A 12,663-nucleotide genomic window follows, 5' to 3' on the forward strand; every position below is an offset into this window, starting at 1 on the left:
CTTCGCATGTCCGCGCGCACTGAGAGGATGACGCCATGGCAGACACGTGGCTGATCGTCGGGCTGGGCAACCCCGGCCCTCGTTACGAGGCGACCCGGCACAACGTCGGTCAGATGGTGATGGACGAGCTTGCCGGCCGGCGGCGCGAGCCGTTCAAGCAGCACAAAGCGAACGCGCGTGTCGCCGAGACATGGCTGCGTCCGGGCGGCGCGAAGCTCGTGATCGCCAAGCCGAACTCGTTCATGAACGTCTCCGGCGGGCCGGTGGCGAACCTCGCCCGGTTCTACGGCACCGCACCGGAGCGCGTGATCGTCGTGCACGACGAGCTCGACATCCCGTTCGACACGGTGCGCCTCAAGATCGGCGGCGGGCACGGCGGACACAACGGCGTCCGCGACGTCGCCAAGGCTCTCGGCACCCCCGAATTCGCGCGGGTGCGGGTCGGCATCGGCCGGCCGCCCGGTCGCCAGGACCCGGCCGACTGGGTGCTCGACCCGTTCAGCGCCCAGGACCGCCAGACGCTGCCCATCCTGATCTCGGATGCCGCCGACGCGGTCGAGCAGATCGTCGAGGAAGGCCTCCTCGCCGCGCAGCAGAAGCACCACGCGCCGAAGGCGTAGGCGCCCGGATCAGACCGCGCCGGATCCGGCGACGCCCGCGACCGCGCCGAGGAATGCCGCCGCCACCGCGATGAACGGACCGAGGGCGGCGATCACGATCGCCGCGATCCCGGGGCCGCGGCCGCGACGCTTGGCGACCGCGACGATTCCCTGCACGAGCGCCCAGATGCCGAGTGCGGTGCCGCCCCATGCCGCGATCTCCGCGACGAGCACCCAGTCGCGCACCGGGGTGAGGACCTCCATCCCGCTGCCGGGGGTGATCGTCTCGAATCGCGCCCCGAGCCCGTTGCCGATCGCGGACAGCGCGACGGCGAGCAGGATGCTCCCGCCGATCGTCGCGACGAGGGACAGGATGAGCGCGACCATGCCGAGACCGCTCGACGGCTTCGGCGCGGGCGGAGCCTGCAGGTACTGGGCGTAGCGCGGGTCCTGCGGCGGCTGATACGGCGCGGCGGGCGCTCCGTACCCGGGGGCGCCGTACCCGGCGGGCTGCTGCCAGCCACCCGGGGCGGGCGGCGGGGGGACGGGCGGGATCGGCGGCTGCTGGGGTGAGCTCACGGGCCAATCCTAGGGATGTGCGGGCACGTTGCCCTGGGACGGACGTGCGCCACGTGGGCCCTGGGACGTGTGCCATGCCGCCCCACGCCGCACGGGGATGTGCGCCACCCGGCCCCGGTGATGTGCGCCCCAGGTGCGAGCGAAGCGAGCGAAGCGAGCGTGGAGCGCAGCGACTGCCGACCATCTCCATAACGCGACGTCCGTCGTCGATGGAGCGAAGCGACAGCACATCGAACGGGAGTGTCCGCGCTTGCGCGGGCGCGCAGCGGTCGATCCCGCTCCCCAATGCACCACCTAAAATAAAGAAGTGACTGTTCAGGGGATTCTGCGCGCCCTCGAGACCGCCGAATCGTTCCGGGACGCTCTTGCGGCATCCGCGGTCGATGCCGACCTCTCGCTCGTCGACGGGCTCGATGCCCCGGCCCTCGCCGCGCTGCTTGCGCGCCGAGTGCGGGCGGGGCATCCGCCCGTACTGCTGGCGATCGCGGCGACCGGCAGGCGGGCCGAGAGCCTCGCGGCGGCGCTGAGCGCCGTCATGCCCGAGGCGGAGGTGCGCGACTTCCCGTCGTGGGAGACGCTGCCGCACGAGCGCCTCAGCCCGAGCCCCGAGACCGTGGGGCGCCGCCTGGCGACCCTGCGCCGGCTCGCGACGTGGGATGGATCCGCCCCGCTCGTGATCACGACCTCGGTGCGCTCGGCGATCCAGCCGATCGCGCGGGGGCTGGGCGACGCGGCCCCGATCCGGCTTGCGGTGGGCGAGCGCGGTGCCGAGCTGGATGAGGTGGTCCGCCGGCTCGTCGAGCTCGCGTACGCCCGCGTCGACATGGTCTCCCGCCGCGGCGAGTTCGCCGTGCGCGGCGGCATCCTGGATGTCTTCCCGCCGATCGCCGATCACCCCTACCGGGTGGAGTTCTTCGGGGACGAGGTGGATCAGATCCGCGCGTTCTCGGTCGCCGACCAGCGGTCGCTGCCGGGGGAGATCCGGGATGTCGAGCTTGTCCCGAGCCGCGAGCTGCTGCTCACGGACGACGTGCGGGGTCGCGCGCGCGAGCTCCAGCACGAGTTCCCCGGCATCGCGCAGATGCTCGAGAAGATGGGGCAGGGGATCCCCGTCGACGGCATGGAGTCGCTCACTCCCGTCGTCGCCGGCCCGCTGGTGTCCATCGTCGAGTACCTGCCGGAGGGCGCGGCCGTCGCGCTCGTCGACCCCGAGCGCGCTGTCTCGCGCGCGATCACCCTGGGGGAGACGAACCGCGAGTTCCTCGAGGCGGCATGGAGCGCCGCCACCAGCGGAGCGCGGGCGCCGATCAACCTCGACGCCGGCGACTTCCTGCCGATCTCGCGCCTTCACGACGACGTCCGCGACCGCCGCGGCGTGTGGTGGACGCTGAGCCCGTTCGACTCGGGCGCCGCCGACATCGCGGCCGAGCTCGACGCCCTCGCCGACGACGGGGTGAAGACGGCCCCCGAGGTCTACTCGGAGGACGGCCGATCGGCGTTCCGCATCCGCGGCTCCGCCGTCCCGTCGTTCGCGGGCAACGTCGACGGTGCGGTCGAGCACATCGCAGCGCGACTCGCGGACGGCTGGCACGTCGTCGTGGCCGCGAGCGGCGCGGGCCTCGTCGAGCGCGCGCGCGACGTGCTCGCGGAGCGCGGGCTCGCGGCGCGCATCGTCGAGTCGCTCGACGACGCCCCCGAACCGGGCGTCGCCATCCTGACGCAGGCCAGCGTCGAGCGCGGCTTCGAGGTCGCCGAGGCGAAGCTCGCCCTGCTGACCGAGACCGAGTTCTACGGGCGCACGATCGGCGGCGACGCCCGCGTCGTGAAGAAGCTCGCCTCGCGTCGGCGCAACGTCGTGGATCCGCTGCAGCTCAAGCCCGGCGACCACGTCGTCCACGCGACGCACGGAATCGGCCGCTTCGTGGAGATGACCAAGCGCCAGGTCTCGAGCGGTGGCCGCAACGCGGTCAAGAGCGAGCGCGACTACCTCGTGCTCGAGTACGCGCCGTCGAAGCGCGGCTACCCGGGCGACAAGCTGTACGTGCCGACCGACCAGCTCGACCTGCTGTCGAAGTACGTCGGCGGCGAGGCGCCCACGCTGTCGAAGATGGGCGGCAGCGACTGGGCCCAGGCGAAGGGCAAGGCCCGCCGTGCGGTGCGCGACATCGCCGTCGAGCTGGTGAAGCTGTACTCGGCGCGCATGGCGGCGAAGGGACACGCGTTCGGGCCCGACACCCCGTGGCAGCGCGAGCTGGAGGAGGCGTTCCCGTTCGCGGAGACCCCCGACCAGCTGCAGACCATCGACGAGGTCAAGCGCGACATGGAGCGCCCGATCCCGATGGACCGCCTGCTGTCCGGCGACGTGGGCTTCGGCAAGACCGAGGTCGCGGTGCGCGCGGCGTTCAAGGCGATCCAGGACGGCAAGCAGGTCGCGATGCTCGTGCCGACGACGCTGCTTGTGAAGCAGCACCTCGAGACCTTCCAGGAGCGCTTCGCCGGGTTCCCGGTCGTGGTCAAGCCGCTCTCGCGCTTCCAGACCGCCACCGAGGCACGCAAGACCCTCGACGGCCTTCTCGACGGCACGGTCGACATGGTGATCGGCACGCACCGCATCCTGACCGACCAGGTGATCTTCAAGGACCTTGGCCTGATGATCATCGACGAGGAGCAGCGCTTCGGCGTCGAGCACAAGGACCAGCTCAAGAAGCTCAAGACCAACGTCGACATCCTCGCGATGTCGGCCACGCCGATCCCGCGCACGCTCGAGATGGCGGTCACCGGCATCCGCGAGATGTCCACGCTCGCGACCCCGCCCGAGGACCGGCATCCGATCCTGTCGTACGTCGGCCCGCGCAACGACAAGCAGATCTCCGCCGCGATCCGGCGCGAGCTGCTGCGCGAGGGGCAGGTGTTCTACGTCCACAACCGCGTCACCTCGATCAACGCGGTCGCCGCGCATCTCGCCGAGCTGGTGCCGGATGCCCGCATCGCGATCGCGCACGGGAAGATGGGCGAGCACCAGCTCGAGCAGGTCGTCGACGACTTCTGGGAGCGCAAGTTCGACGTGCTCGTCTGCACGACGATCATCGAGACCGGCATCGACATCACCAACGCGAACACGATCATCATCGATCGCGCCGACAAGTACGGCCTCGCGCAGCTCCACCAGCTGCGCGGGCGCGTCGGCCGCGGACGCGAGCGCGCCTACGCGTACTTCGTGTACGACGAGAACAAGCCGCTGAGCGAGACCGCCGCCGACCGCCTGCAGACGATCGCCGTGCACAACGACCTCGGCTCGGGCATCCAGGTGGCGATGAAGGACCTCGAGCTGCGTGGCGCGGGCAACCTGCTCGGCGCCGAGCAGGCCGGTCACATCGCGGGCGTCGGCTTCGACCTCTACCTGCGGATGATCGGCGAGGCCGTCGCGACCTTCCGCGGTGACGAGACCGAGGGCCCCGTCGAGCTGCGGCTCGAGCTGCCCATCGAGGCGCGCCTGCCCGAGTCCTTCATCGACGCCGAGCGACTGCGGCTCGAGGCGTACCAGAAGCTGTCCGCCGCGGCGACCGCGACGGCGAAGGACGACGCGATCGACCTGGTGGTCGAGGAGCTCACCGACCGCTACGGCACACCCCCGCCCGAGGTCGACGGCCTGATCGCGGCCGCCCGCCTCCGGCGCCGCGCCGCGCAGGCAGGCCTCACCGACGTCGTCGCGATGGGGCGCAACCTGCGCATCGCACCGGCGAATCTCCCCGAGTCGATGCGCGTGCGGCTGCAGCGCCTCTACCCGGGAGCCAAGCTGCTCTCGGGCGGCGAGGCGATGGTCGTGCCGCTGCCGACCGCGGGCGGCGAGCCGCTCGGCGACGCCGACCTGCTCGCCTGGGTGCGGCAGCTGCTCGACGCGCTCTGGCCGGCCCCGAAGCCGGTGGAGGACGCCGCGTCTTGAGCGCGTCCGCTGCGCGCGGTTGGATGGGCCCATGGAACCGGAGATCGCCGTCGCGGAGAACGTCGCGCGCACCCGCTACGAGGCGTTCGTGATCGACGAGGAAACGGGCGCGCGCGACCTCGCGGGGGTGCTCGCCTACGACGACGGCGAGGGCACCAGGACGCTGCTGCACACGGTCGTGTGGGAGGAGCACGCCGGGCACGGCATCGGGGGCCGCCTGGCGACCCGTGCCTTCGACGACGCCCGCGAGCGCGGCGTGAAGATCGTGCCGGTGTGCACCTTCGTGCAGGGCTGGCTCGAGCGGCATCCGGATCGAACGAGCCTGGTCGCCTGACGGGCCCGGGCCGGGCGGCGGGTCGGGCCCGGCCGGTAGGGTGGAAGAAGGAGTGCCGGGAAGTCTGGTCGGCGGCGGGTGAGCGACCCGTCTGACCTGCTGCCCCATCCCGAAAGGCGCACATGCACCTGCTTCGTTCCGAGCGTTTCCCCGCCGTCCTCCTGCTCACGGCGGCGGCCATCGGCCTGCTCATCGCCAACCTCCCGTTCGGCGAGGCGGTGATCGATGCGAGCCACGTGCATCTCGCTGTCCCCGGGACGCCGATCGACCTGTCTCTCGCGCACTGGGTCTCCGACGGCCTGCTGGCGATCTTCTTCTTCGGCGTCGCCGTCGAGCTGCAGTACGAGCTCACGAGCGGCGAGCTCTCGAGCGTGCGCAAGGCGGTGCAGCCCGCGATCGCCGCGGCCGGAGGCGTGATCGTGCCGATCCTCGTCTTCCTGGCGATCGCCGGTCACGACCCCGCCACGGCCGACGGCTGGCCGATCCCGACCGCGACCGACATCGCGTTCGCGCTTGGCGTGCTCGCCGTCTTCGGGCGGGGACTGCCGTCTCCCGTTCGCGTGTTCCTGCTCGCGCTGGCGATCATCGACGACATCGTCGGCATCATCTTCATCGCCGTCGTCTTCGCGCACGGTATCGACCTCGGCATGCTCGGCATCGGCGCCCTGCTCGTGGTCGCGTTCGCCGTCCTCAGCCGGATCGATCCCGACACGCGCCGCGCGCAGACCGTGGTGGTGGTGCTGATGATCGTCACGGCCGTCGCCGCCTGGGCGTTCGTGCTGCTGTCGGGGGTGCACGCCACCATCGCCGGCGTGCTGCTCGGCCTCGCCGTGCAGCAGGGACCGGGGATGCGCGCGAGGCACGTCCTCGAGCCGTGGATCAACGGCGCGATCCTGCCGCTGTTCGCCTTCGTTGCCGCCCTCGTCGTGATCCCGCAGGTCTCGCCGACCGAGCTGTCGCCCGCGCTCTGGGCAGTGGTGGTCGCGCTGCCGCTCGGCAAGATCATCGGCATCACGCTGTTCGGCTGGCTCGCCATGCGGATCCGGCCGCGCGGAACGGCACCGGGCGTCAGGTTCCTCGACATCGTCGCCGCGGGGACGCTCGGCGGTGTCGGGTTCACGGTGTCTCTGCTGCTGGCGAACCTCGCGTACACGGAGAACGATGCGATCCGCGACCAGGCGATCCTCGGCGTGCTCGGCGGGTCTCTCATCGCGCTTGTGCTCTCGGCTGTGATCGTGTCGCTGCGGGCGCGCCACTATCGCCTCACCGCTGCCGCTTCGTGAGCCGGATGGTCCGCGAACCGGCGGAGAATGGGCCAATGGAACGCGACCCGCTGCGAGAGGCCGTCGAGACGATGCGCGCGGTGCGCGACCGCTGCGTGTGGACGCAGCAGATCGACCACCGCGCGCTCGTGCCTTACCTGGTGGAGGAGAGCCACGAGCTGATCGATGCGATCGAGTCGGGCGACGCGGCCGACATGCGCGAGGAGCTCGGCGACCTGCTGTGGCAGGTGCTGTTCCATGCCGAGATCGCCTCCCGCGCGACGGATGCCCCGTTCGACGTGGACGACGTCGCCGCGACCCTGGTGGAGAAGATGGTGCGACGGCATCCGCACGTCTTCGCCGGGGAGACCGCCGAGACGCCGGAGCGGGTGCTCGAGCTGTGGAACGCGGCGAAGGCCGCCGAGAAGCGTCAGCGCGCCAGCGTGCTGGATGGCGTCGCCCGGTCGATGCCGTCGCTCGCGCTCGCCCAGAAGCTGCTCGGCAAGGCCGGGCAGGTCGGGGTGGGCGCCGACATCGCGCTCGCCGTCCACGACGCCGCCGAGGTGGGGGCGGTGCCCGAGTCGGAGGAGGAGCTCGGCGACCTGCTGCTGACCCTCACCGCCGCGGCCCGCGCGAACGGCTGGGACGCAGAGCGCGCGCTGCGCGAGCGCCTGCGCCTGCTCGAGGACGAGATCCGCGCCGCCGAGGGCTGATCGCCCCCGCCCTCACACCTCACTTGGCCGCGAGAATCCATCTCCGCGCCGAGAATTCGTGGGGGACTGGATTCTCAGGGCGGGCTTGGATTCTCGGGGCTCGCCGCGGATCTGGGAGAATGGAGCCGCTATGGCTTCCGTTAATGCGCCGCGCGGCATGCGCGACTTCCTCCCCGCCGACAAGGCTCGCCGCGAGCGCGTGCTCGCCGTCATCCGCGATCGCTACCGCGCGCACGGGTTCGACGAGATCGAGACGCCCGTCGTGGAGGAGTACGCGCGCCTGCACGCGGGCATCGGCGGCGACAACGAGAAGCTCGCCTTCAACATCCTGCGCCGGGGTCTCGACGCCGAGGCGATCCACGCGGCGGCGGACGATCAGGCGGCCCTGACCGACCTCGGGCTGCGGTACGACCTCACCGTCCCCTTGGCGCGTTTCTACGCGACGAACCGCGCCGCCCTGCCGACGGTGTTCCGGTCGATCCAGATCGCCCCGGTCTGGCGCGCGGAGCGGCCGCAGAAGGGTCGCTACCGCCAGTTCATGCAGTGCGACATCGATATCATCGGCGACGCCTCCGCACGCGCCGAGGCCGAGCTGATCGCCGCCTCCCTCGACACCCTCGATGCGCTGTCCCTGGAGGGTGCGACGGTCAGGATCAACGACCGCCGCGCGCTCGACGCGATGCTCGATGTGTTCGGCTTCGCGCCCGACGAGCGCCCCGGCGTCCTGATCACGATCGACAAGCTCGACAAGGTCGGGCCCTCGGGCGTGACCGCCGAGCTGCGCGAGCGCGGCGCGACCGCGACCGCGGTGGACGCATTCGACGCCTTCCTGAACCGGCCCCAGACACGCGAGCTCCTGCCGTACGGCGAGGCGCAGATCCGCAAGACGCTGCCCGAAGGCGTGTCCGATGAGGTCGTCGCGCATCTCGTCGGCATCGGCGAGTCGGTCGCCGCGGCGCGCCCCGCGGGCGACGTCCCGCTGCAGTTCGACCCGTTCCTCGTGCGTGGCATGGGCTACTACACCGGCACGATCTTCGAGCTCGCGCACCCGTCGGTGTCGTACTCGCTCGGCGGAGGCGGGCGCTACGACGGCATGATCGGACGCTTCCTCGGGCAGGACGTCCCGGCCGTCGGGTTCTCGATCGGCTTCGAGCGGATCGCCGATCTCGTCTCGCTGCAGGATGCGGATGCCGCGCCGGCCGTCGTGCTCGTGCACGACCGGGACGTGCCGGTCGCCGAGCTGCTGGCGCTCAAGGCGCGGCTGATCGCGGAGGGCTCGCGCGTGCGCCTCGAACAGCGCACGAAGAACCTGAAGGCCCTTCTCGAGCGCGCCACGGCGGACGGCTACACGGCGTTCGCGACGGTGCGCGCGGGCGTCGACCGCGACGCGCTGGAGCTCAAGAGCCTCTCGGTCTGAGGCGGCCCCGCGGCCGCAGGCTCAGTCGGCGGCCCGGGCGCGCTCGTGATGGAGGCGGATCGCGCGCGCGATCAGGCCGATCGCGAGCACCGCGGCACCCGCGACGACGCTCGGCCACGGCAGGGTGAAGGCGAGCAGCACGCACCCGGCGGCGCCGAGGACCTGCAGCCAGCGCGGGTAGCGGCGGACGGCCGCGCCCTGACGGTAGGCGGCGAGGTTCGCGACGAGGTAGTACAGCAGCACGCCGAAGGACGAGAACCCGATCGCGCCGCGCAGGTCGGCGAAGGCGACGACGGCGATCACGACCACGCCCACCGCCAGTTCGGCGCGGTGCGGCACGTGGAACCGCGGATGGATCGCCGACAGGAACGCCGGAAGGTCATGCTCCCGCGCCATCGCGAGGCTCGTCCGCCCGATGCCGGCGATCAGCGCCAGCAGGGCGCCGAGTGAGGCGGCGGCGGCCCCCACGCGCACGACGGGGGAGGCCCACTCCCATCCCGCGGCGACGACCGCGTCCGACAGGGGAGCCGTGGACGCCGCGGTGCCCGCGGCGCCGAGCGTCCACAGCAGCATCGCGCCGACCGCGGCGTACACGACGAGGGCCACCAGGAAGGCGATCGTGATCGCCCGCGGGATCGTGCGGGACGGATCCCTCACCTCCTCGCCCATCGTGGCGATCCGTGCGTACCCGGCGAACGCGAAGAACAGCAGCCCCGCCGACTGCAGCAGCCCCCACACGCCGCTCGGCAGCTCGCCCGCGAAGGCCCCTCCGGCGGCTGCGGGAGCGGTGAACCCCGCGGCGACCGCCACGGCGAGCGTCAGCAGGGAGACCGCGACGATGATCTTGGCGGCAAGGGCCGTGCGGGTCACACCGAGGAGGTTCACTCCCACAAGCGCCGCCACGGCCGCGATCGCCACGGGGCGCTCCCATCCGGCCGGTGCGGCATAGGCGGCGAAGGTCATCGCCATCGCCGCGCAGCTTGCCAGCTTGCCGATGACGAAGCACCAGCCCGCGGAGAATCCCCACCAGGCGCCGAGCTCGGCGCGCCCGTACGCGTAGGTGCCTCCCGCGATCGTGTGCACCGCCGCGAGCTGCGCGGAGGCGGTCGCGTTGCAGTACGCCACGACGGCCGCGATCGCGAGGCCCGCCAGCAGCCAGGGGCCTGCAGCCTGCGCGGCGGGAGCGAACGCGGAGAACACGCCCGCGCCGATCATGGCGCCCAGGCCGATGGCGACGGCGTCGGCGAGGCCGAGACGGCGGGCGAGGGTCGGCGGCGCACTCATGCGCCGGAGTATATGCGGCGAGGATGGCACGTCGATGTCGTGATGGCCACGGCGCAAAGTGTTCCAGTTCTGATAGAATAACTGCATGCTCGCACGGATCGACCCGACCCGCGATGAACCGGTGTTCGCGCAGCTCGCGTCCTCCATCCGGGCGGATGCCGCCGCGGGGCGGATGAGGCCGGGTGACCGCCTGCCGGCGGCCCGCGAGGTCGCCGCCGCGCTCGGCGTGAACCTGCACACCGTGCTGCACGCGTACCAGCAGCTGCGCGACGAGGGTCTGATCGACATGCGTCGCGGACGGGGTGCGGTCATCACCGACGCGGCGTCACCCCTTGCCGCGCTGCGGGCGCAGGTCGAAGCGCTGGTGCTGCGCGCCGAGCGCGAGGGCGTGCCGCGCGAGGCCCTCGTCGCGATGGTGCGCGACATCTCCACCTGACTCCCCGCCCGCCCTCGCAGAGGAGGACACAATGACAGCGACATCCGTGCTCGAAGAGCGAGACCGCGCCATCCGCCGGTTCCGCATCGTGGCGCTGGCGGCGCCCATCGTCGTGTCGGCGATCTTCGCGATCGCGCAGCTGGCGATCCTCCCCGGTGTGCCGGAGGTCGTCGCGATCCACTGGGGCGCGGACGGCCGCCCCGACGGGTTCGGGCCCGCGTGGACCTTCCCCGCGCTGAGCATGGCGCTGGGAGCCGGCCTGCCGCTGCTGATCGCCGCTCCCGCCGCCCTCGGAGCGCGGCCTGACGGGAGCCGCGGACCCCTGCGCGTCTCTGCCGCCATGGTGTGGTTCCTCGTTGTGTTCCTCGGCACGCTGTCGACCGGCGCTCTCGCGGCGCAGGCGGGTCTCGCGGGGGCGGGCGATTCCCCCGAGATCCTTCCACTGCTCGGCATCAGCGTGCTGCTCGCCGTTGTCGCCTCGCTCGCCGCATGGCTGATCGTGCGAGACGCGCCGGCAGCCGGCAAGACGCCCGAGCCGCCCGCCGCGGTGCCGGTCGCGCCCGGAGAACGGGCCGTGTGGCTGCAGACCGCGACCGTGTCGCGCGCCGGCCTCGTGGTGCTGGGCCTCGCTCTGGTCTTCGCCCTCGGCAGTGCGGTCGTCGCCGCCGTCACCGAGACCGGACGGATCGGGGCGCCGGGCGCAGGATCTCTCATCTCCGTCGGCGTCACGCTGCTCGTGATGCTCGCCGTCGCCACGACCATCGTGTTCCGGGTGCGGGTGGACGATGAAGGGCTCCACGTGCGTTCTGCCATGGCCTGGCCGGGCGTCCGCATAGCGCGCGGTGAGATCGCGCGCGCCGAGGTCGTGCACGTCGAGCCGTTCGCCGAGTACGGCGGGTGGGGCTGGCGCGTCGCGCTCGGCTCCGGCACGGGCGTCGTCACGCGCCGCGGCGAGGCGCTGCGCATCACCCGCCGCGACGGGAGGGTCTTCACCATCACGGTGGATGACGCGGCCACCGCCGCGGGTCTGCTCCGTGGATTCGACGAGAGGAAGGACGAGTAGTGGATCGCGCAGATCACGCACAGCGGGCCGATGGCGCGGGGGCCGTGCCGTGGCCGGCCGTGGCGCTGTTCGTGGGCACGGCGGTGGCGCTTGCCTGGCTGGTCGCGCTGCCGCTGTGGCTCGGCGACGGGCTCGCCTCGCCCCTTGTCGGCGTGCTTCTACCGGTGATGATGTTCGCCCCGGGCATCGCGACGCTGGTCGTATGCCTGATCGCCCGCGTGCCAGGACGGGGTCGAGGGATGCGCTTCCTCGGCATGTGGCCTCTGCGGCCCGCGGGGCGCACGATCGGCTTCCTTGTCGCAGCCGTGTTCGTACCGCCGCTGATCGTCGCGCTGACCGTGTTCCTGTCGGCCGCCTTGGGTCTCGTGCGACTCGACCTGGTCGGGTTCTCGGGCTTCGCCGGCGCACTCGAGCAGGCGGGCGTCGACCTGTCGGTCGTGCCGATCCAGGCGGTGGTGGTGGGGCAGCTGATCGCCCTCCCCCTGGGCGCGCTGATCAACGCGATCCCCGCGTTCGGCGAGGAGATCGGCTGGCGCGGCTGGCTGCTGTCCGCGCTGCGACCGCTGGGGGTGTGGCCTTCGCTGCTGGTGACCGGCGCGGTCTGGGGTCTGTGGCACGCGCCGATCATCCTGCTCGGCTACAACTTCGGGCGCGGCGATGTGATCGGCGTGCTGCTCATGGTCGCCGGCTGCATGGCGTGGGGCGTGCTGCTGGGCTGGAGCCGGCTGCGCACGGGCAGCGTCTGGCCCGCGGTCGTGGCTCACGGGGCGCTGAACGCGGCGGCGGGGCTGCTCGCCCTGCTCGTCGCGGTGGGCGAAAGGCCCGATCCGGCGCTCGTCGGACCGCTCGGCGCGGTGTCGTGGCTCGTGCTCGCCGTGGTCGTGGGTGTGCTCGCCCTGACGGGGCAGTTCCGCCGCGACGTGCTGGAGCGGCCGCGTGACCCGCGCGGTGTGACCGGCTGAGGCGGCCGGGGCGGTATCCCCGTCCTGAGGGCGTCGCGACGGAGTCATAGACTGGCCGCGGGGCTGTGCGG

Annotated in this window: 11 protein-coding genes; 9 read left to right on the top strand and 2 right to left on the bottom strand. The window is 72.2% G+C overall.

The window, feature by feature from the left end; genetic code table 11:
• Positions 1-35: 35 nt before the first annotated feature.
• Positions 36-620, top strand: a complete 585-nt coding sequence (gene pth / locus ABD161_RS03005; protein ID WP_343999560.1) for an aminoacyl-tRNA hydrolase — start codon at positions 36-38, stop codon at positions 618-620.
• A 9-nt stretch (positions 621-629) separates the two neighbouring features.
• Here the strand turns inward: pth and ABD161_RS03010 are convergent, their stop codons facing one another.
• On the bottom strand, positions 630-1,178 hold the full coding sequence (locus tag ABD161_RS03010; RefSeq protein WP_343999562.1) for a hypothetical protein: 549 nt from the start codon (positions 1,176-1,178) through the stop codon (positions 630-632).
• Positions 1,179-1,485: 307 nt separating this feature from the next.
• On the opposite strand from ABD161_RS03010, the gene mfd reads away from it, so the two are divergent.
• The 5 genes from mfd to hisS all read left to right on the top strand — a co-directional run bounded on the left by mfd (position 1,486) and on the right by hisS (position 8,847).
• A complete protein-coding gene (gene mfd, locus ABD161_RS03015; protein WP_343999564.1) occupies positions 1,486-5,121 on the top strand; it encodes a transcription-repair coupling factor in 3,636 nt (1,211 codons plus the stop codon).
• 31 nt (positions 5,122-5,152) lie between these two features.
• Complete coding sequence (locus tag ABD161_RS03020; RefSeq protein WP_343999566.1) at positions 5,153-5,455, top strand: GNAT family N-acetyltransferase; 303 nt, start codon at positions 5,153-5,155, stop codon at positions 5,453-5,455.
• 122 nt (positions 5,456-5,577) lie between these two features.
• Positions 5,578-6,738, top strand: a complete 1,161-nt coding sequence (gene nhaA, locus ABD161_RS03025) for a Na+/H+ antiporter NhaA (protein ID WP_343999568.1) — start codon at positions 5,578-5,580, stop codon at positions 6,736-6,738.
• Between the two features lie 35 nt (positions 6,739-6,773).
• On the top strand, positions 6,774-7,430 hold the full coding sequence (locus tag ABD161_RS03030) for a nucleoside triphosphate pyrophosphohydrolase (protein WP_343999570.1): 657 nt from the start codon (positions 6,774-6,776) through the stop codon (positions 7,428-7,430).
• A 157-nt stretch (positions 7,431-7,587) separates the two neighbouring features.
• Complete coding sequence (hisS, locus tag ABD161_RS03035; protein WP_425560778.1) at positions 7,588-8,847, top strand: histidine--tRNA ligase; 1,260 nt, start codon at positions 7,588-7,590, stop codon at positions 8,845-8,847.
• Positions 8,848-8,868: 21 nt separating this feature from the next.
• Here the strand turns inward: hisS and ABD161_RS03040 are convergent, their stop codons facing one another.
• Positions 8,869-10,131 (bottom strand): APC family permease, encoded by a 1,263-nt coding sequence (locus ABD161_RS03040; protein WP_343999574.1) that lies wholly within the window; start codon positions 10,129-10,131, stop codon positions 8,869-8,871.
• Between the two features lie 85 nt (positions 10,132-10,216).
• On the opposite strand from ABD161_RS03040, the gene ABD161_RS03045 reads away from it, so the two are divergent.
• The 3 genes from ABD161_RS03045 to ABD161_RS03055 are packed head-to-tail and all read left to right on the top strand — an operon-like array spanning position 10,217 to position 12,592.
• Positions 10,217-10,567 (top strand): GntR family transcriptional regulator, encoded by a 351-nt coding sequence (locus ABD161_RS03045; RefSeq protein ID WP_343999576.1) that lies wholly within the window; start codon positions 10,217-10,219, stop codon positions 10,565-10,567.
• A gap of 31 nt (positions 10,568-10,598) precedes the next feature.
• Positions 10,599-11,630, top strand: a complete 1,032-nt coding sequence (locus ABD161_RS03050) for a DUF1648 domain-containing protein (protein ID WP_343999578.1) — start codon at positions 10,599-10,601, stop codon at positions 11,628-11,630.
• Positions 11,630-12,592, top strand: coding sequence for a CPBP family intramembrane glutamic endopeptidase (locus ABD161_RS03055; protein ID WP_343999580.1), 963 nt, complete (start codon positions 11,630-11,632; stop codon positions 12,590-12,592). Before ABD161_RS03050 ends, ABD161_RS03055 begins: the two co-directional genes overlap by 1 nt.
• The last annotated feature ends 71 nt before the right edge of the window (positions 12,593-12,663 follow it).

The organism is Microbacterium paludicola (genome assembly GCF_039529675.1).
Taxonomy (GTDB): Bacteria; Actinomycetota; Actinomycetes; order Actinomycetales; family Microbacteriaceae; genus Microbacterium; species Microbacterium paludicola.